Origin of the sequence: Endoryza foliicola (assembly GCF_050589245.1) — a bacterium.
GTDB lineage: Bacteria > Bacteroidota > Bacteroidia > Chitinophagales > Chitinophagaceae > Endoryza > Endoryza foliicola.
The window spans coordinates 280,105-301,342 of record NZ_JBOBEW010000003.1; the positions used below are offsets into that span (position 1 = coordinate 280,105).

17 protein-coding genes are annotated in these 21,238 nt (G+C 41.7%); 12 read left to right on the forward strand and 5 right to left on the reverse strand.

The window, feature by feature from the left end:
• Positions 1-147 precede the first annotated feature (147 nt).
• From ACQ2HE_RS08580 to ACQ2HE_RS08610, 7 genes are all read left to right on the forward strand, one after another.
• Positions 148-786 carry a response regulator transcription factor gene (locus ACQ2HE_RS08580; protein ID WP_430898567.1) on the forward strand — a complete coding sequence of 213 codons (639 nt, stop codon included), beginning with the start codon at positions 148-150 and terminating at the stop codon, positions 784-786.
• Between the two features lie 115 nt (positions 787-901).
• Positions 902-2,386, forward strand: a complete 1,485-nt coding sequence (locus tag ACQ2HE_RS08585; RefSeq protein WP_430898565.1) for an MFS transporter — start codon at positions 902-904, stop codon at positions 2,384-2,386.
• Between the two features lie 16 nt (positions 2,387-2,402).
• Positions 2,403-3,353 (forward strand): carbohydrate kinase family protein, encoded by a 951-nt coding sequence (locus ACQ2HE_RS08590; protein WP_430898563.1) that lies wholly within the window; start codon positions 2,403-2,405, stop codon positions 3,351-3,353.
• Positions 3,354-3,364: 11 nt separating this feature from the next.
• Positions 3,365-5,308, forward strand: a complete 1,944-nt coding sequence (locus tag ACQ2HE_RS08595) for an alpha-amylase family glycosyl hydrolase (protein WP_430898561.1) — start codon at positions 3,365-3,367, stop codon at positions 5,306-5,308.
• A gap of 155 nt (positions 5,309-5,463) precedes the next feature.
• Entirely contained in the window at positions 5,464-5,763 is a 300-nt protein-coding gene (locus ACQ2HE_RS08600) for an acylphosphatase (protein ID WP_430898559.1), read from the forward strand.
• 75 nt (positions 5,764-5,838) lie between these two features.
• The gene (locus ACQ2HE_RS08605) at positions 5,839-6,585 is read left to right on the forward strand and encodes a 3-keto-disaccharide hydrolase (protein WP_430898557.1); all 747 of its coding nucleotides are present in this window, start codon (positions 5,839-5,841) and stop codon (positions 6,583-6,585) included.
• A gap of 163 nt (positions 6,586-6,748) precedes the next feature.
• Positions 6,749-7,120 carry a GxxExxY protein gene (locus ACQ2HE_RS08610; protein WP_430898555.1) on the forward strand — a complete coding sequence of 124 codons (372 nt, stop codon included), beginning with the start codon at positions 6,749-6,751 and terminating at the stop codon, positions 7,118-7,120.
• 145 nt (positions 7,121-7,265) lie between these two features.
• Here ACQ2HE_RS08610 and ACQ2HE_RS08615 read toward each other — a convergent pair whose 3' ends face one another.
• A complete protein-coding gene (locus tag ACQ2HE_RS08615; RefSeq protein ID WP_430898553.1) occupies positions 7,266-8,435 on the reverse strand; it encodes a family 16 glycosylhydrolase in 1,170 nt (389 codons plus the stop codon).
• Between the two features lie 144 nt (positions 8,436-8,579).
• Between ACQ2HE_RS08615 and ACQ2HE_RS08620 the strand changes: the two genes are divergently transcribed.
• Positions 8,580-9,284: a DUF1003 domain-containing protein gene (locus ACQ2HE_RS08620; protein ID WP_430898551.1), complete on the forward strand. Its 705-nt coding sequence runs from the start codon at positions 8,580-8,582 to the stop codon at positions 9,282-9,284.
• A 147-nt stretch (positions 9,285-9,431) separates the two neighbouring features.
• Here ACQ2HE_RS08620 and ACQ2HE_RS08625 read toward each other — a convergent pair whose 3' ends face one another.
• Positions 9,432-11,165, reverse strand: coding sequence for a M14 family metallopeptidase (locus ACQ2HE_RS08625; protein WP_430898549.1), 1,734 nt, complete (start codon positions 11,163-11,165; stop codon positions 9,432-9,434).
• A gap of 10 nt (positions 11,166-11,175) precedes the next feature.
• On the reverse strand, positions 11,176-12,804 hold the full coding sequence (locus ACQ2HE_RS08630) for a M14 family metallopeptidase (protein WP_430898547.1): 1,629 nt from the start codon (positions 12,802-12,804) through the stop codon (positions 11,176-11,178).
• A 496-nt stretch (positions 12,805-13,300) separates the two neighbouring features.
• Between ACQ2HE_RS08630 and ACQ2HE_RS08635 the strand changes: the two genes are divergently transcribed.
• Complete coding sequence (locus tag ACQ2HE_RS08635; RefSeq protein WP_430898545.1) at positions 13,301-14,140, forward strand: MBL fold metallo-hydrolase; 840 nt, start codon at positions 13,301-13,303, stop codon at positions 14,138-14,140.
• Positions 14,141-14,448: 308 nt separating this feature from the next.
• On the opposite strand, the gene ACQ2HE_RS08640 is transcribed toward ACQ2HE_RS08635, so the two are convergent.
• Together ACQ2HE_RS08640 and ACQ2HE_RS08645 are read right to left on the reverse strand one after the other, a co-directional pair.
• On the reverse strand, positions 14,449-15,684 hold the full coding sequence (locus ACQ2HE_RS08640; protein ID WP_430898544.1) for a peroxiredoxin family protein: 1,236 nt from the start codon (positions 15,682-15,684) through the stop codon (positions 14,449-14,451).
• 474 nt (positions 15,685-16,158) lie between these two features.
• Positions 16,159-17,103 (reverse strand): NAD-dependent epimerase/dehydratase family protein, encoded by a 945-nt coding sequence (locus tag ACQ2HE_RS08645; RefSeq protein WP_430898543.1) that lies wholly within the window; start codon positions 17,101-17,103, stop codon positions 16,159-16,161.
• 222 nt (positions 17,104-17,325) lie between these two features.
• Here ACQ2HE_RS08645 and kdsA point away from each other — a divergent pair, with 222 nt between their 5' ends.
• From kdsA to ACQ2HE_RS08660, 3 genes are all read left to right on the forward strand, one after another.
• Positions 17,326-18,147 carry a 3-deoxy-8-phosphooctulonate synthase gene (gene kdsA, locus ACQ2HE_RS08650; RefSeq protein ID WP_430898541.1) on the forward strand — a complete coding sequence of 274 codons (822 nt, stop codon included), beginning with the start codon at positions 17,326-17,328 and terminating at the stop codon, positions 18,145-18,147.
• A gap of 32 nt (positions 18,148-18,179) precedes the next feature.
• Positions 18,180-19,367, forward strand: a complete 1,188-nt coding sequence (locus ACQ2HE_RS08655; RefSeq protein WP_430898539.1) for a pyridoxal phosphate-dependent aminotransferase — start codon at positions 18,180-18,182, stop codon at positions 19,365-19,367.
• A 635-nt stretch (positions 19,368-20,002) separates the two neighbouring features.
• A complete protein-coding gene (locus ACQ2HE_RS08660) occupies positions 20,003-21,055 on the forward strand; it encodes a cytochrome-c peroxidase (RefSeq protein WP_430898537.1) in 1,053 nt (350 codons plus the stop codon).
• Positions 21,056-21,238: the final 183 nt, after the last annotated feature.

Below are 21,238 nucleotides of genomic sequence, written 5' to 3' on the forward strand. Positions count from 1 at the left end.
TAATGATAATTCAGATTCATAAAAGAACAACACTTTTTATAGGCATGAAGCACATTTTCAGTACCCAAGATTTTAAATCACCGCCGAAGGCGAATTATTAATTATTAATCATTAATTATTAATTAATCCTTATCTTTCTTCTACTCCATGAGCACCAAACTAAACCTAGCAATTGTAGACGATCATCAAATTGTAATAGATGGTCTATTGTCCCTATTAGAGGGGCATTCCGGTTTGCAGGTATGTTTCACCACCACTTCCCCGAAAGAACTATTGCAGAAGCTTCCATCGCTCGATATTCAGCTTTTACTCACTGATGTGATGATGCCGGAACTGAACGGGGTTGAACTGGCCAAAAAAGTAAAACAACTAAGGCCGGAGATCAAAATTATGACCCTATCAATGAACGGAGAGGGCGATCTGGTAAATACGATGATCGAAGAAGCCGACATCTCAGGCTATGTACTAAAAAATATAGGGAAGAAAGAGTTGCAACTGGCCATTGAAAAGATAGCCTCGGGTGGAATCTATTTCAGCGAAGAGGTGCTCCACGAAATGACCAAAGCCAGCACTCGAAAAAAGGAAAACGAGGCCGCTCATTTAACCGATCGAGAAATAGAGATCATTAAACTAATTGAAAAAGAGCTCAGCAATAAAGACATTGCGGAGACCCTCTTTATTAGCGAACGAACTGTGGAAACTCACCGCAAGAATATCTTCCGCAAAACCCAAACCAGTGGGGTCATTGGGCTTATTAAATATGCCTACGAACACAAGCTTATTTAGGGTATTTTAGCTGCAAACGTTTGCAGCTAAAAAGCAACGAAAAATGAAGAAATCGTGGAATTTCCGCGGTAAATTTCCAGTCTAAACGCTGCTTTTACACAAATAACTGATTGCTATGTCTATCCCCAAGCCCAGAATGAGCTTCATGCAAATCATCAATATGAATGTCGGGTTCTTCGGTATTCAATATTCTTTTGGTTTGCAACAAAGTGCGGTAAACCCTATTTACGACCTTTTGGGCGCACACCCCGACGAAATTCCCCTTCTGAATTTAGCCGGCCCTATGACGGGTTTGTTAATTCAGCCCATTATTGGTGCTTTATCAGACAAAACCTGGAGTCCAAAATACGGTCGAAGAAAGCCATTCTTCTTTATTGGCGCTTTGCTTTGTTCCATTTGCTTGTTTATTTATCCATTCAGCAGCAGTTTGTGGATGGCAGCCGGACTATTGTGGGTATTGGATGCTGCCAATAATACCGCTATGGAGCCCTATCGAGCTTTTATCGCCGATAAACTGCCTGAAGACCAATTTGCCACCGGATTTTTATCGCAAAGCTTTTTCACCGGATTGGGAATTACCCTTGCCAACGTTTCGCTTTTTGTATTTCAATCATACATTCATGGAAATTGGGGATCTCTTCCTTATTGGGTATATGCTTCCTTCTTTTTAGGAACAGTTTGCTCAATAACATCTGTTTGGTGGAGTTTAAAAACCACGCCTGAAATTCCTCCCACCGAGGCTGAATTAAAAGAGTTGGAAAAGAAAAACGAAGGTCTACCCCATCCTGCGTTCCAATTTTTGCTCTCTGTACTTTCTACGCTTGTAGCATACGCTATTATTATTGTACTCCTGATTCCAAATCTTTTTGTGAAAGGTTTGATTAGAAAATTTTTGCACTTCCTAGAGAGCCACCCTTCAACAAAAGTACTCTTCGCTCAAAATATTGAAATCATCGATGCCATTACAACCATGCCCAAGGTAATGTGGCAACTGGCCCTTGTTTACCTTTTCCAATGGTATGCTTTGTTCTGCTACTGGCAAAATGCCGCTAAAAGTATCGGGCTTTCGGTTTGGAATGCGAGCCCCGATTCAAATAAAGAGCTGTTCGAGAAAGCGGTAGGTTGGACGGGCCTTGTTAATGGATGGTACAATATTGTAACCTTCTTAAGCGCATTCGGGCTTGTAGGGCTGGCAAAAAAATTTGGTGCGAAATGGGTGCATACGGTATGTCTTGTGTTGGCAGGTGTTGGACTTTTAATTTTCCCAAATATCCACGACAAATACCTGCTTTTTGCTCCGATGACCGGATTTGGGGTAGCTTGGGCAAGTATGATGGGTATCCCTTATTTAATGGTTGTAAATGAAATCCCTAAAGAAAGATACGGGGTATACATGGGCGTTATAAACATGATGATTGTGATTCCCATGATATTACAAAACTTGAGCTTTGGATATATTCTGAGAGAATATTTACACAACGATCCCAGACAGGCTGTTACTTTCGCAGGAGTGTTTATCTTGCTCGCAGCTGCTTGTACCTTGCTTATTAAAAACCAAAAAGCAAGCGCCGATGCAAAGGTGAGTATGGGTGGGCATTAACAATAAGAAAAGCATTATGAAAATACTTTGTATAGGAGAAGCATTGATTGATATGATTTGCACTGATAAGGGCAAGCCGCTTTCGGAAGGAAACAACTTTCTCAAAAAAGCGGGTGGAGCCCCTACCAATGTGGCAGCCGCCATAGCCGCTTTGGGCGGGCAAGCATCGCTCAGTGCAAAAGTGGGTATTGACCCCTTCGGAAAACATTTGATGGATGTAATGCAGTCGTTTCAAGTGAATACCGATTTTGTTCATCAAGACAAAGACCACTTCACCACATTTGCCTTTGTGAGTTTGATGGAAAACGGTGAGCGTGATTTTTATTTCAACCGAGGTGCCGATAGTTTTTTATCGGAAGAAGAAATCAATCAAATTCCGGTTACCGATTTTTCGATCATTCATTTCGGTTCGGCCACCGCCTTTCTGCCGGGCCCCTTGCAATCGGCTTACAAACTTTTACTGCAAAAAGCAAAGCAAGCCGGCGTATTTGTAAGTTTCGACCCAAATTACAGACATCTTTTGTATAAAGATATTCAGCCAGCATTTATAGCGCAAAGCTGGCATTTCCTGAATCAATGTGATTTCTTCAAAGTGAGCGATGAAGAAGCGATGTTGCTAACAGCTACAGACAATGTAACGGATGCCGCAGCTGCACTACTTCAAAAAACGACCGCTGTTTTTGCAATTACCTTGGGAAAAGAAGGAACCTTGTTGGGTATGAATGGAACAACTCAAATTATATCCAGCATCCCTATTAAACCCGTTGATACTACCGGAGCGGGCGATGCTTTTGTAGGCGCCTTGTTGTATCAATTAAGTGGTCTTACGGCAACAGAAAGAGCCGCTATGCCCACAGCGCAATGGGTGAAATTGATTCAAAACAGTAATAAAGCAGGTGCTCGTACTTGTGAATACATGGGCGCCATGGAAGCATTCAAACATTTAAGCAACGATATCTTTCTTTAAAAACGAAACTTGTGTACAATCATTCCTTACACCAATTGATTAATCAAGTAGTTGAAGAAAAAAGCTTTGACTTGGCCGGTGCCGATCAATTGTTCTTCACTCGATTCATTGCAAATGCTACGGCAATCCAAAGCCTGTACAATGAACTGTATGGTAACCATCCACGTGGTGCCGAATATTTTCCAAAGCTTTTGGAAACCATTGCCGCAGCCCATCAAAACAGAGAGCAAATCTTAAAAGAACGTGACGAAGCGAAACTCGATAAGGGCAATTGGTTTTTGAGCAATGATATTACAGGAATGAGTTTGTATGTTGATCGTTTCTGCGGAAAACTGGATCAACTTCCTTCAAAGCTTCCGTATTTCAACGACCTGGGTGTGAACTTTCTTCACCTCATGCCCATTTTTGAGAGCCCGGCCGGTGAAAGCGACGGTGGCTATGCTGTTTCCAATTTCAGAAAAGTTGACGAACGTTTTGGTAACCTCTCTGATTTAACTACAGCTCGAAAAGCCATGCACAAAGAGGGTATGTATTTGATGATCGACATTGTGTTGAACCATACTTCTCATCGGCATGAGTGGGCGGTGAAAGCCAAACAAGGCGATCACAAGTATCAAGACTTTTTCTATATATTCCCTGATAGAGTACTTCCCGACCAATACGACGCTGCCATGCCTGAAATCTTTCCCGAATCAGCTCCGGGCAGCTTTACGTTTAATCCCGAAATGGGTAAATGGGTAATGACGGTCTTCCATAACTATCAATGGGACTTGAATTACACCAACCCGGCTGTTTTTGTGGCAATGATGGATACTGTTTTCTTCTATGCAAATTTGGGAGTTGATATTCTTCGTATCGATGCTCCTGCATTTATTTGGAAGCAATTGGGTACCACTTGCCAAAATCTTCCACAAGCTCACAGTCTCTTGCGCCTCATCAAACAGTGCGTTCAAGTTGCGGCACCGGGAATGGCTTTGCTTGGAGAAGCAATTGTGGCGCCAAAAGAGATCATGAAATACTTTGGTACCGGCTTGTACACAGCCCGCGAATGTGATGTAGCCTATAACGCAACGCATATGGCCCTGCAATGGGATGCACTCGCTACAGGCGAAACAAAAGTGATGATGGCGGCACAACATGAAATTCTACAAAAGCCTTTTGGAACTACTTGGATTAACTATACACGCTGCCATGATGATATTGGTCTTGGATATGATGACTACATGATCGAGCAATCAGGCTATAATGCTTTCGAACATCGAAAATATTTGAAAGAATACTACTCAGGAAATCATTCCTATTCACCGGCAGTTGGAGCGTTATTTTCTGTAAATCCGAAAACCAATGATGCTCGAATCAGTGGCTCACTAGCCTCTCTATGTGGATTGGAAAAAGCCGTTAATAGCAATGACTCGGCAGCTATTCGCAGTTCTATCAATAAGATACTTTTGATGCAAGCGCATAGCTTCTTCTTGGGTGGATTGCCAATGATCTTCTACGGAGATGAAATTGGTTATACCAATGACTATAGTTATTTACAAGACAGTGGCAAAAGTTATGACAACCGTTGGATGCATCGCCCAATCATTGATTGGAATAAAAACAACAAGAAAAGCGAAGAAGGCAGTGTTGAATACCAGGTGTTTCAGTCTACCAAAAAACTGATATCGATTCGTAGAAAATTGGATGCAATTGGCGATTACAAAAACCTAACTTGGTTAAGCCCGCACAACAACCATGTAGCCGGCTATTTGAGAAGTAAGGATGACAAGAAAGTGTACTGCGTTTTTAATTTCAGCGATAGTGATGCATATCTCACATGGTTTGCATTTAAAGAGCACGGAGCTGCACCTAGTAAATTATATGATCATTGGCGCGACATTGATGTTCAAGTAGGACCAGACCATGAATACTTGATTATTCCTCCTTATCAGTTTTTTATTTTAGAGGTGTAACATTAGTAGCAAGTATAGTTAGGGGAATGAGCAATCATTCCCTTTTTTTTACTCTTTTCTGACTTAGAATTTTATATCTGTCGTATCTTTGCACCTTATCCCTCAAACCTCCTATTTCACCTTTCCTATCGTAGTTAATTTTTTGATTGCTTGACATGAGTAATGTCGAAGAATTTATTATTATGCGTCAAACACTAGTTATTAAGGTTGCAGGTAAAGTTCAAGGAGTTTTTTTTCGACAAAGTTGCAGAGAAAAAGCTGAAGCTTTAGGTATTACCGGAACGGTTCAAAACCAATCCGATGGTTCTGTATTAATTACAGCAACCGGCAAAGAGCCTGTTTTGTCTGAATTAATTGAGTGGTGCAAATTTGGGCCACCTACCGCCCAAGTAGAAGAATGCGCCGTATTTCATGCGCCTATTAGAGATTTTGAGCGTTTCGAAATTTTACGTTAGTCCATTTAACAAAAAAAGTTATTGAAAAAGCACGCTTTGTATTAACTTGTTCCTTCCAATCTTAAACATGTTAATATGAAGAAGCAAGCCCTCTTTTTGGTAGCCTTTGTAGCTACCCTCACTGTTTCGGCACAACAAGTTGTTCGAAACGGCGACCCCAAACTCACGGAACAATGGACACCTGAACCACGTGTGGTGGCCCCAGGTAAAACTGCCGCAGACGCACCTGCCGATGCAATCGTTTTGTTTAATGGTACTGATGCTTCAGCATTCGCAGCAAAAGACGGTGGCCCTATCAAATGGAAAATTGAAAATGGTGCAATGACCGTTGTAGGAGGTACCGGAGAAATTCATACCAAACAAGGTTTCGGTGATTGTCAACTTCACATTGAGTGGAGAACACCTGCTGAAGTTAAAGGTGATGGTCAGGGAAGAGGTAACAGTGGTATCTTTTTAATGGGTAAATATGAACTTCAAGTTCTGGATTCTTACAATAACCGTACGTATTCAAATGGGCAAGCTGCAAGTATTTACAAGCAAATTCCACCATTGGTAAACGCTAGTCGTGGACCGGGCGAATGGCAGACTTATGATATTATTTTTACGGCTCCTCGTTTTTATCCTGATGGATCGGTGAAATCACAGGCTCAAATAACCGTGATTCACAATGGTGTATTGGTGCAATTCAATTCACATTTATTAGGCGGTACTCAATACATTGGTGTGGGTAATTACGAAGCACATGGCCCAGAAGAACCCATTATTTTGCAAGATCATGGCAATCCTGTGAGCTTTAGAAATATTTGGATTCGGAAGCTTTAAATAATTTTCAACACGCTAAAACGGAGTCAACACAATGTGTTGACTTTTTTTTTGTCGCAAAGGGGAAGAAGGTAAAGAAGTTACTCAAAGTTGTACTTGTATTTTACAACTTGCTAGCGATTTCAGTATTCATCCAAATGTCCTTAGAAGTAGTTTTGCATTCATGATTGAAAACGATATTTCTTATAAAATCATTGGAGTCGCATTTAAGATCCACTCAACATTTGGAAGTGGGCTGCTAGAGTCGGTCTATAAAGAACTTCTATATCACCATTTACAAAAAACAGGGATGACAGTTTCAAAAGAAATCGCGATACCATTAATTACCGAGGAAGTAAAACTTGATTGTGGTTTTAGAATTGATTTACTCGTAAATAACAAGGTTGTAATTGAAGTAAAAAGTGTGGAAGCAATTCATCGTAATCACGTTGCGCAAACACTCACCTATTTGCAATTGGGTGGCTACAAATTGGGGTTAATCTTGAATTTCGGAGAAAAAGATCTGAAAAAAGGCATCAAAAGACTGGTTTTATGATTTTTTGACCACAGATGCCCACAAATTACAACAGATAAACACAGATTGGCCTCCGCTCTCTTATAGTTTTAAAAAAAACAACAGCCAATCTGTGAAATTGGCTGTTTAAAATTTGTGCTATCTGTGGTCAAGAAAAAATTTCCTATTACTGAAATACTCTTATATAGTCCACAATCATCCGCTGCGGGAAAGTTGTAGAAGAATCCGGCACACCGGGCCAATTACCGCCAACCGCAATATTGAATATGAAGAAGAACGGAGAATTGAATGGATAGTTTTGATTCACTTCTGTTTTTGCGAGCGACAAAGACAACACGTCGTCTACATATATTTTAATTGAGTCTTGCGTCCAAATCATGCTGTAAACATGAAACTCATCATTGAATCCACCTGTAGTCAATATTCTACTGGTTGTTTTAGAGGCACGAGTAGCGAATGAATTTCCCCAATGGCAAGTAGCATGTACTTTATTTGTTTCATGCCCTAAATATTCCATAATATCAATTTCGCCACAGGCAGGCCAACTTACCACATCAATATTATTGCCCAACATCCACAAAGCCGGCCAAATACCTTGACCTTTTGGCATTCTTGCGCGAATGTCAACACGACCAAAAGTAAATGTCTTTTTATCTTTCGTGATCATGCGTGCAGAAGTGTAGTTTGAATTTCCGTAACGCTCTGATCGAGCTTCAATGATCAAATTACCGTTCGATACAAAGGCATTTTCAGTTCTATTGGTATAATTCTGCAATTCATTGTTACCCCAACCGTTATTATTGCCTTGTTCGAAAGTCCAAAAATTTGAATTTACAGCGGTACCATCGAATTCGTCTTGCCAAACCAGCGTATACCCGGGGTAAGTAGTAGGTGTTGAATAACCCGTATTGCTAACCGGATAATACAATAAGTTTTCATTCACGATAGTACCGGTAGCCTTATCTTTTACAAAGCTTCCGTTCACGGCTTTACTCAACTGAACATAAAAAAGCTGACTTTCTCTACGCAAACTATCTCCTGTAACAGTGATCTCAATAAACGCTTCGGTGCTGTTCGCAGGAATGGTAACCGTCCCCGATTTTGGAATAAAATCCGTGTTTGCCTTCGCGTTTCCTTCTACAGTTGTATAGTCAAAACTCACTTCGGCATTCACTGCCTTGTCGAGCAATACTTGAAATTTGAAAGTAGAGGAGGTTTTCTGGCGGTCTTGGGAGAGGTTGTAAATCGATATGGTTCCCGATTCTTTTGAATCTCCTTTTTTACACGAAATAATGCCTGTTCCGAGCAGGAAAAGCACAAAAACAATACGATTCATATGGCTGGCTATTAAATGAACTGACAATATAATTCAAAGACCGAAATTCCGGCTATTTTGATGCATCTTTTCGCAAAGAAGTTGCAATTTCCCCAAACACACGATTGTTTTGCTTTTCACGTAACTTCAAGCCAAATATGCACCATGGATAGTTTTATCAGCGATATTTCCAAACGCGAATTCCCTCTAAACGAACGAATTGTGGGGAAATTCATCCGAAAACCCATCCTGGAAATGATTCAGGAAGAACACCCCAACTTCGGCAAAGAAAGTTCCTGTGCTGTGGGTGAATGGAACTATTTCAGGGAACAATATATCAGTAGGTTCATGGACAAAAGTGCCGCTAATCTAGATCAACTGAAAGCCACTGTAATTGAGTCAATGAACAAGGATACCACTTTAACCGATACCCTCGGCACCGACGATGCCGTTCCACTTAGCTTTGGGCAGAAATTGGCAGATAAAGTCGCTGACTTTGGTGGTAGCTGGACCTTTATATTATCGTTCATGGGCTTTCTTTTTGCATGGATCATTTTAAATGCATTCTGGCTAAACAACAAAGGATACGACCCCTACCCTTTTATCTTACTAAATTTGATTCTCTCCTGTATAGCAGCGCTGCAGGCCCCCATTATTATGATGAGCCAAAACCGCCAGGAAGAAAAAGATCGGGAAAGAGCCAAGAAAGACTACATGATCAACTTGAAATCAGAGCTGGAGATTCGGAACCTTCATGAAAAGATCGATCATCTCATTCTCCACGAGCAACAGGAACTCATCGAAATTCAAAAAATTCAAATTGAATTAATGAATGAATTGCTAGCAAAAATTGGGGAGAGGAAAGAGTAAAGATCGTTCTTATTCACCCCTACGAACGCAGCACAAAGATCTCGCAAAGCAGAAGATATAAACGTTCAAACACCCTACTAACCTTTACTACAAAGAAAAGAGCCCTAACGAGGGCTCCATTCTTAATTCTTAAATTCTAATTCTTAATTAATTCTTCGCCGCTACCCCTCCCTTCTTACTCTCCACACTTACAGTATATTTTGCGTTTCCTTGAACAATCCAGCGCACTGTTACAGTGCCAAGACCCGGAATATTAGGAACAGCAATTGTTTGAGGCGATTGCGTTTGTTCGCTCGACAAATTCAGGTCTTCATTGTCAACAATCATTCCTGCCAACACTTTAGCAGAAGTAGAAATCGAAATGTAATCAGGTACTTCAATTTTGTTCTTTACATCTTGACTGCTATGAGTGGGCATCAAACGATCGTTATAAACAGTAGCTGTTATTTCTTTTAAACCATCACCCAAGTCTTTCTCCTTTACTTCGCTGACTAAGAGCTTCGGCGTATGATAACAATGATAAATAGTAAAGGCCATGTTTCGGTGCGCATCAGATTCTAACAAGAAACCTGGATGTGCTCTGGTGAAATTCTTCTTGAATCCACCTATTTCAATTTTTCCATATTGAGGATGATTGTATTCTTTCCAATCAACAAACGCGTCCTTGAACAACAAATAGCGATCAAATTCATAGGTCTTATTATCGAAAGGATCTCTTGTCCCTTCTTTCATATACATTAGGAATGGAGTCCACAATTCGTTGGAATAAGTATAGATACCGCGACCGGCATAGAACCAGTCTAATTCACCACCATAAGCTGAATACAGATCCTTGTATACTACCAAGTATTTGTAGCCGGGGATCATTTCTTCGCCTTTTTTAGCGATGGCATCGTATACTGCAACATCTTGTGCATTGTAAGTACCAACATCTTCTTGTCCACCCGGACCGCGTAAAATCATGCCACCTGCATTGTGATAGCTCTGCGCGGCAGCAATATTTGGGTGTTTCACTACAAATTCCATGATGGCTCTATTCTCAGGTAATGAGAAGGGATATTTATAAGCGCCATTTTGAATATAGTTTGGTTGCCATCCCCAGCCCCAGTCTCTGTTAGGATCGTATTCAAATGTATAGCCATCTTCGTTTACTCTACCATCGCCATCATTGTCGATGCCTTCTTGCCCTAATAATTCATAATCGCCTTTTTCATCGGGCCCTACTTGAATCATATTTCTCGAATCTCTTGGATCTAGCTTCCAACGGCCATTTGGATTCTTTCTTCTCATCAATGTGATATTTCCATCGCCATCCAAATCATCAAAACCGTCTTCGTTCACACTACCATCCCCATCATTATCAACGGGAATAACTCCGGAACGAGGCGTACTGGCGCTGTTGGCCTTGTGCATATAACTGTCACGCGCATCCGGATTGATAGTAGGAACTAAATAAAAAACCTTGTCTTCCAAAAGTTCCTGAATAAATGCATTGTCGGCGTGGCTTTCTGTTAAATACCATGCTGTGTACAATACAAATTCTGCACCTTGAATTTCATTGGAGTGAATGTTTCCATCAATGTACATCGCAGGCTTTTTCTTTTCATCCCCTTTTTTAAAATTGGTAATGGTTAAGCACCACAGATCTCTGCCTTCAAAGGATTTTCCGATGGATTCTAACTTTGCCAAGTCGGGGTAGGCTGCCGCAATTTTCTTGCAGATCTCGCCAATTCCTGCATGATCGTAATAACGATTCCAACTGGCTGCAACTTTTGGATTGGCAGGCGTTCCAGCAGCTTTGAAAATTTGACCAGGCTGCTGTGCTTGCGTAGAAAATGCAAGTCCGCAGGATATCGTAAGTATAGATAAAATCTTTTTCATTTTTCGTTTTTTAGAAGTTCAAATCAATGATCTTAGTTCCTCCGGTAGGGCAGCCTGCTTCAATACTGGCTTTTCCGGTGCCTTTTACTAACCAGCTAATCTTTTGTGAGGTACCACCTTCCAAACTGTTGAAGAGTTGAATTTTCTTTCCGCCCACCACTTCTTGTTTACCGGTCAAGTTCAATCCAACTTTCAATTTCTTCACAAAATAACTGCGTTCGCCAATTTTACTGTGAGTGTTCAGCACACCCTTATTCACCACCTCAACCGTTACACGCGTTAACCCATTGCCAAGTTTTTCAACTTGCACATTCATCAAATCTATTTCCGGTTGCAAAGCAGCCAATTTCACCAAGAAATCGGTATGTTTCTTTACTGCTTCTACTGTAAACTTATAAGGCGGGTTCAGCATGGCAAAAGGATCTACCCCGCCAACTTCTACCGTTTGTCCGGGATAATCGGGATGTTGAAGAGCTTTCCAATCAGTAAAGCTATTAATGCCTTGTTGAGAAGCCCAGCGCAAATAGTTAGCGGTGGCGTCTTCAACACTAAAAGCCTTTTCCTTCTTAGTGGTATCTGGTTTTGCTTTTGGTACCCACCAACCCGGGGTGCTAAAACTCAAGCGACCATAATGAAAGTAACCCCAGCTCAACACGTCGCCTCCTGCAGGTGCAGTGCGGGGAGCCTCTTTTAAGTTGGTAGCCTTATTATACAAATCGCTTACTACGCTATTTGCCTTCACGTCTTGCTCCAACCAACCCGCAGGAATGCGTTGATTGGCAGCCTGTGGATTATAACTAACGGCATAGCTCAAGTTATTATTCGAACCAAAACTCACCACTGCATAAACGTTAAATGCATCGTATAGAAAATCGAGCAAGGCCCGACTTTCGTTTTCAGAAACCGGAAAATCACCTGCTCCGGCCGTAAAAATGCGTTGATTGAAGGTCAGGTTTTTATTGAGCGCAATGCCCCCTGCTCCGTCTTCATTCAGTTTGCCGTCTTTATCATTGTCCATGCCTTCTTGCAACAAAAGGTATTTTCCTTTTTCGCCTTTGGTAATATCAGCCTTTACCAACACACGCGGATCATCAGGGTGCAGCTTATAATCGCCAATGGGAGATTCTACACGCATCCAAGTGATCTTGCCATTGTTATCGAGGTCGTCTACTTCATCCTCATTGAGTTTACCATCACGGTCATCATCGGTTTCTTTTGCGTTGCCGGTGCGTTCATATTTCAACTTTGCAAAATACTGCTCCATGGCATCAGGACTCATATTAGGAAATACGTAATAGGTAGTTTTGTTCAAGAGTGCTTTAATAGAATCGGTACCGGAAGCCTTGAGTAATTGTTCGGCAAAACCAATGGCCAATTCGGTGCCCATTAAGTGATTTCCTTCCACCCCGCCAATTACAGCAATGGCAGGCTTCGACTCGGTTTTGCCGGAACCAATGGTCAACAACCAAATGTCTTTTCCTCCAATGGTTTTGGTAAGGGAGCGCAAATTTGTCAATTGGGGATAGGCTTTCGTAAGCGCCTGAAGTCTAGTAGCCTGTGCTGCGGCATTGGAGTAGTCTTGTGCCTGAATTGTAAGAACCGCACATACTGCCAGCAGCGAGAGGTATATTTTTCTCATGCTAAGTTAGTTTATAGGTCAAGATAAGCGATTTGTGGAAACCAGAAAGGGGAATTGGATGAAAGGAGGGGGTAATTAATAAGGTAATAATTAAGAATTAAGAATTAAACAGCCGGGGAAATAATTGGTGAGTTTGGGAGTTTGTAAATGTGGGAATGAAATACAGAGAAAGAACAGGAGGAGGAACAGGGGGAATATAGGAACGAGGATAAAGGCTCTTTGCGACAACTTAGCGGGCTCCGCGCTCTTTGCGGTGAAGCTACTCCGAATATCGGATGATGATCTGCGCAAATCTGTACTAATTCGTGTATTCTGAGGTCAAAAAAAGCCTAAGGCCCAATGCCTAATACACAATAGGGCTGTATGTCACGAGAAAACAATCTACACCACAACTCCAAGAACTTTGCTACATTCGACCTTAATGAAACAACTTATTTTCATTATACTAGTCTTGCATAATTGCCTTTTTTCTACGGCACAGCAATCCATTTCCGTTATGGTACTCGGAATTGCACAAGACGCAGGATATCCTCAAATTGGATGCTCAAAAATTTGTTGTGCACAAGTAAAAGAGGGAAAACAGGCTGCAGCATTCCCAGTTTCCTGGGCTGTAATGGACAGCGCCACTCATCAATGGTATTTGATAGAGGCGAGTCCAAATATTAAAGAGCAACTCGACTACTTCCAAAAAGCCACCGGCAATTTTTTCAACTATTATCCTGATGGAATTTTTCTTACCCATGCGCATATGGGACATTATACCGGCTTAATGCAATTGGGGAGAGAAGCTGCAAACACGAAAGACATCCCCGTGTATTGCCTTCCCAAAATGGCACAATTCCTGAGAAACAATGGACCTTGGTCGCAACTCGTACAACTGAACAACATCAAAATTCAAACATTAACTGCTGACAGTAGTACCCAAATTAAATCAAACTTAACAGCAACTGCGTTTACTGTTCCGCACCGCGATGAGTATTCAGAAACAGCCGCTTTCATTATCGGCAATTCCAATAAAAAATATTTATTCGTGCCTGATACCGATAAATGGAGTTTATGGAAAACCCCGTTGGTAAGCTATTTAAAGCAGGTGAATATCGCTTTCTTGGATGCCACATTTCTTTCATCAACTGAATTGCCGAACAGAAATATCAATGAAATTCCACATCCATTGGTGCCCGAAACTATTGGCTTGCTTCAACAAGAGCCGTCACTCAAAACCAAAATTGTGCTGATTCATTTCAATCATACGAACCCATTAATCTGGAATGAAGAACAGCGAAAAAAATACAGCAGTAAATATGTGGGAATTGCAAGTGTGGGAGCGGTGTATTGAGTATTGAGTTATTGAGTTCTGTGTATTAGGCTTTAGGTGTTAGGCTTTTTTGACCACGGATAACAAAGATTAGAACCGATTTACACAGATTAACCTCCGGCATTCAATCAATTTGATAGCTGGTTACTCGCTTCTTTATTGTAGTTTTTTTACCGCGGCGGCGCAGCGTCCTTCGACTGTGCCTTCGGCCCGCTCAGGACAAGCTCGCAGCGGATTCGCAGCGCCCCCTGTTCTTCTTCCTGTTCTTTCTTGATCTCACCGGCTGTTCCATTATTAATTATTGCTTATTAATTATTCATTCTTAATTATCAATTTTCTTCCTCATTCAACCTCGCCAATAGCTCCATAAAATTCTTCACATAAGCTTCGTAGTGAACACCTGTTCCGGGTCCAACAAAGCCCGTGTCTATTTTACGAATGCGGCCATCTTTACCAACAATAATAGTGGTAGGATACACCCGTATGGTTGTTATTTGTGGCAATGTTTTCTCCGTTCTTAGGGTATCTATTACCGTGGTAGGTGTAATCAACATTGGGTACTTTACATTGTACCGATTCTTAAATTTCGTAAGACTAGCAACACTTCTTTTAAAATCGGTGCTGTATTCATAAGCCAGCGCTATGATCTCCACTTTTTTATCCCTTCCTTGCTTATTGTAGAAATCACTTAAAAAGGCCGTTTCATCCATGCAATTCGGACACCAGCTACCCATCAATTGAATTACCACAACTTTGCCCTTGTAACGATCATCAGTAATCGAAACTAAGTTGCTATCTAAATCAGGGAATTTAAAATCAAGCGGGCGTTCCGGTTGCCTTACCATTGGGGTATTGCCTACATCGGGCAACTCAGCTTTGGGATCTTTATAAGCAATCCATGTTTCGGTAGTATTGTATCCCGAGTAAAACACTCCTTTTCTAATAGCCCCTGAATCGGCGATCTTTGCATTGAAATGATACACATGCGAACCATCAAAAACACTCAACACCATACTATCTCCAATAACTTTTCCCTCCAAAAAGCGATAATCGCCCGATGGTGTAATCACTGAACCAGTTAAGTAGTCGCCTACTTGTTTGAATTCTGCAACGGCGGGGCGTTCTGTTTTATTCGGACGGGTAATGAACATGGCCCAACGTCCACTGATATTAGCAATGGGTGTTGCACTTCCTTCGAAGCGTGGTGCATTGGTTTGTTCTGCATGAAAGGCCCACTTTTGTGGAGCTGCACTGGTTCCCTTGATCCACCATCCTTCTAGTTTGCTCCCCTTGGTGGCTTTCACCCTAAACGAAGATTCAAACACCGGCATATCAAAATAAATAGAGTCGCCTATGAAGGTTAACTTGGATATTTTAATTCGTTCTGTACCGTTCTTTATGATCAGTTGTTGTTTGGGAAACTTACCTGTAATATCGAAAGTAAACACTACTTCCTTCTTATCCTCTCTAACCAAATACCCTTTCCAGTTTCCATTTACCAAACTTTTTTGTGCATTCAAAACTCCGGACGCTAATAACAATAAAACAAACAAGGATGCGCGCATGTGAGAAAATGTTTTACCAAAGATACTGAAAGCAGGAAAGGAATGAGGAAGAATGAATTAAGAAGTAAGAGTTAAGAGTTAAGAATTAAGAATTAATACGCTTGAAAAAATAATAAGACACAATGGAGGCAAATATGATAGGTCCATCGACCCCAGAGGGGTCGCACATCAGCAGAAAATAAATAATATCAGCGCTTTAGACCCCGTAACGGTCACCATTCGGTATCACGCAAAATCACCGTTCAACGCAAACGACCCTGTAGGGGTCGTACATCAGTAGCACCAAAAACCGATGTTCAGTGCCATCGACCCTGAAGGGGTCGCACATCTATAAATCCAACAACAGTGCAATAAATGAACTGACCCCGGAAGGGTCGCATGTGCGTAGCAGCATAAGCAATGCGCCAACAGCACGACCCCGGAGGGGTCGCACAATGGGTTATTCTTAAAAGGCGGAGTTTTGTTTATCCTGTATTATCCTTTCAAATTCGCAATCATATCCTTGCTCATCGCATCTAAATCGTATTCATGTTTCCAGCTCCAATCATAGCGTGCAACGCTGTCATCAATGCTTTGAGGCCAGCTATCCGCAATGTTTTGACGGTAATCGGGCTTGTAACTGATACTGAAATCGGGAATGATCTTTTGAATAGACTGAGTGATCTCTTTTGGCGAGAAACTCATGCTCGCCACATTATAAGAAGTACGAATGGAAATTTTGCTAGCCGGCGCCTCCATCAATTCAATCGTAGCTTTAATGGCATCCGGCATGTACATCATCGGCAAATAGGTGTCTTCTTTTAAAAAACACTGGTATTTCTTTTCTTCCAATGCTTCATGATAGATTTCCACTGCATAATCAGTAGTACCGCCGCCCGGAGCCGATTTGTAACTGATCAATCCCGGATAACGCAAACTCCGCACATCTACCCCATAACGTTGGAAATAATAATTGCACCAAAACTCACCGGCATATTTACTGATACCATACACAGTGGTTGGTTCAATTACGGTTTGTTGCGGACAGTTCTGCTTGGGAGAAGTAGGACCAAACACGGCAATTGAACTTGGCCAATACACTTTGTGGATCTTTTCCTCGCGCGCAATATCAAGCACATTCAACAATCCGGTCATATTGAGGTTCCAGGCCAAATTGGGATTTTTTTCGCCGGTAGCGGAAAGAATGGCTGCTAATAAATAAATCTGTGTGATATTCTGACGAATCACCTGCACATGAAGCATTTCCTTGTTCATCACATCCAAACTCACATAGGGACCGGTGCCTTCCAACAAAGGATTCTGCTCACGAAGGTCGGAAGCCACCACATTGGCGTTTCCATATATTTTACGAAGTGCAAGCGTTAACTCTACACCAATTTGGCCACTGGCGCCAATAACAAGGATTTTCTCTTTGGTCATAACAAGCGATTCTGAAACGCAAACATAAGGAATTAAGGGGCAATTGCTAAATCCACCACTTGTTTTTACTTCAATGCCCAAACTATTGCTATCAAATTGATTACAAGAGGCTTGCCGATCCCGAATCCAGCCCTACACTCCTTAAAATTACTTCCCAAAACAGTGAACAGAGGGGTCGGGTCGTATTTCGCAGGAACGCATCTTCTTGCTTATCTTTGCACCATGAATACATTTCTTACCGACCTGTTCAAAGGTCAGTCGTACGACCCCTCAAACTTCTTCCTAATTGCCGGCCCTTGTGTGGTGGAAAGTGAAGAATTGGTAATGGAAGTAGCTGATAAAGTATCCACTACTTGTAAAAACTTGGGTATTCCTTATGTGTTCAAAGCTTCTTACCGTAAGGCAAATAGAACCAGTGCGAGCTCTTTTACCGGATTGGGCGATGATACTGGACTTGGATTATTGAAAAAAGTTGGTCAAAAGTACCATCTGCCCGTTACCAGCGATATCCACGCTCATGAAGAAGCGGCGATTGCTGCTGAATACATTGACATTCTTCAAATCCCTGCTTTCTTGTGTCGCCAAACCGATTTGTTGCAAGCCGCAGCAGCTACCGGCAAAATTGTAAATGTGAAGAAGGGGCAATTCTTAAGCGGACCTTCAATGAAATTCGCCGTTGAGAAAATTCAAAAAGCCGGCAATCCGAAAGTAATGCTCACAGAACGTGGGACTACCTTTGGTTACCAAGATCTAGTAGTAGACTACAGAAATATTCCTTGGATGAAGGAGCATGGAACTCCGGTTATCATGGATGTAACGCATTCCTTGCAACAGCCCAACCAAACTACAGGTGTTACCGGTGGCAACCCGCAGTTAATTGGCACCATTGCCAAAGCAGCGATCGCTACCGGTGCAGATGGTTTGTTCATTGAAACACATCCGAATCCATCAAAGGCCTTGAGTGATGGAGCCAACATGTTGCAACTCGACTTGTTAGAACCTTTATTAGAACAATTAGTAAAAATCCGCCGCGCGGTTATTTAAACTGCGCTTCATAGAACATTCAATTCTTGCTTATGCTATCTATTAGTAACAGAGGGATCGAAATGCCGCCCTCGCCTATTCGTAAATTGGTTCCGTATGCTGAAACAGCTAAAAAAAAGGGAATCAAAGTATACCATTTAAACATTGGACAGCCCGATATTGAAACGCCTCCTGCAATTATGGATGCCGTTCGAAACGCGGATATCAAAGTGTTGGAATATAGCCACAGTGCAGGCAACGAATCGTATAGAAGAAAATTGACACAATACTATAAGAAGGTAGGCATCGACGTTAATTACGATCAGATCATCATTACTACCGGTGGTTCAGAAGCCATTCAATTTGGATTCTTTACCTGTTTCAATCCGGGTGATGAAGTAATTGTACCCGAGCCTTTCTATGCCAATTACAATGGGTTTGCATGTGCTGCGGGTGTAAAAGTTGTTCCCATTACTTCAAGCATTGAAACAGGCTTCGCGCTTCCTCCCATTGAAGATTTTGAAAAAGTAATTACGCCCAAAACAAAGGGCATCATCATTTGCAGTCCTAATAACCCTACCGGTTATTTGTACAGCAAAGCAGAAATGGAATCTTTGAAAACCATTTGCCTAAAGCATGATTTGTATTTGTTCAGCGACGAAGCATACCGTGAGTTTTGCTACGACGGCGAATATGTGAGCGCGATGCATTTGGAAGGAATGGAAAACCATGTAGTATTAATGGATACCATTTCTAAGCGCTATTCTGCTTGCGGAGCAAGATTGGGAGCTTTGGTAACAAAGAATAAGATGGTGTACGATGCTGCGATGAAATTTGCTCAAGCTCGCTTGAGTCCTCCCGGCCTTGCACAAATTATGGGTGAAGCGGCCATCGATTTACCGGATTCTTATTTCGAAGCCCCCAAAGCCGAATATCAAAAAAGAAGAGACACGTTGGTGAAGCGTTTGAATGCCATGCCGGGTGTGTTTTGTCCGAACCCCGGCGGAGCATTTTATGCCATGGCAAAGCTGCCGATTGATGATTGTGATAAATTCTGCCAATGGTTATTGGAATCTTTCTCTTATAACAATCAAACCGTGATGTTGGCGCCTGCTTCCGGATTCTATGGAACTCCCGGATTGGGTAAGAATGAAGTGAGATTGGCCTATGTATTGAACACCACTGATTTGAATGCAGCCATGGATGTGTTGGAGGAAGCATTGAAGGTGTACGGGAAATAAGAAACAATAGGATCTAATTTATATCAGAACCCTCTGTAACAGTTGATGACTGCAGAGGGTTTTGTTTATAAACCTTTCGATTAAGTTTTGAGTTGTTGAGTTCTGTGTATTAGGTTTTAGGTGTTAGCTTTTTTTGACCACAGATAACACAAATTAATGCAGATTCTCACAGATTAGCCTCTGAAATTCAAAGCGGCTTCACCGCAAAGAGCGCGGAGCCCGCTAAGTTGTCGCAAAGAGTCTTCATCCTCGTTCCTATATTCCCCTTGTTCGTGCCCCTCTTCCTTCTCTATATCTTCTCCCTTCCCACAACGGCCTCGAAAAACCAGCCTACTCATTCGTTTGCTTCCCCCTGTTCCTCTCCCTGTTCTTTCTCTGTATTTCCTCCCTCCTCGTCTCCTCTCATCCTCGTTCCTGTTTTCGGCTGTTTCATTATTAATTATTACTTATTAATTATTAATTACTCCGGGCTGTTCCATTATTAATTCTTACTTCTTAATTCTTAATTACCCCCTCCCCTTTGGTACACTTTTTGCCCTTCTCCAGCGTTACTTCCTTAGCAATCCAACTGTTATAAATGTGTTTGTAGGCTCTCGAGGCTAAAACATTCATTTATAATATCTTAAGAAAAACCCATGGGAAACCTGTGTAAAAAACTGATGATGCTGTTACATTCTCGATTGACCCTAACCGCCCTAATCTTTGCCGGCATACTTGGAATGGGTATGGCTTGCAACAAAAAAGAAACATCCGGCGAAGGAAGCTTTAACCCTACTCCGATGGTATTTGTAAAACCCATCAACCTACCGGAGCCCACTTACAATTTCACCACCGAACAACCCACAAAAGAAGGATTTGCATTGGGAAGAAAACTCTTCTACGATGAACGTCTTTCCGACGATAATACCATCAGTTGTGGATCTTGTCATAAAGCCAGCGCCGCTTTTGCTGATCCCGGTGTTGCACTGAGTCCGGGTGTACGCAAGCAAGTAGGAATCCGTAACTCCACCACAATTATGAACGTGGCTTGGAATGCCGATTTCTTCTGGGACGGCCGTGCTACTCATCTCAATGATCAACCGATTTCACCAATTCACAATCCTCTTGAAATGAATGAGAGCATTGCCAATGTGGTGAAAAAGATCAAAGACGATGCCACCTACAAATCTATGTTCTATAAAGCATATGGCACCGATGTGGTAGACTCGGTGAAAATCTTGAAATCATTAGGAATGTTCATGGCCTTCGCCAATAGCTATAATTCTAAATTCGATCGCGTACAACGCAATGAAAACAGCGAAAAATTCACTGTTACAGAGCAAGAAGGCTATGTGGTGTTCATCAAGAAATGCGACCCTTGTCACAAAGGACATTTGTTTACCGACAATAAGTTTCACATCAATGGATTGCCTCCAACTGATGCAAAAGACAGTGGTAGATTTGTAATCACTCGCAATATCAACGATCTGTATTTATTCAAAACACCTAGCTTACGAAACATCCTCTATACCGCACCTTATATGCACGATGGACGTTTCAATACCCTTGACGAAGTATTTACACACTATACCAAAAATGCCGGTCTGGAAGTAACCAATGCCGATCGTACGCGCTTAAAAGCGTTCTTAGCAACCCTTACAGATTCTACGTTTTTGAATAATAAAGACTTTGCTGATCCGGGCAATTAATTAAGAATTAAGAGTTAAGAATTAATAATGGAGCAGCCCCCAAAGAGGGCATATTAGATACTAATTTTCAAGCATTTGCTATCCTGCATTTACTTTTGCTCCATGTAAGATAAATAGTCTGTAAAGTCAAAAGCGCGCAATCAACTACAGGTGAGTGATTGCGCGCTTTTATTTTTGATCAAC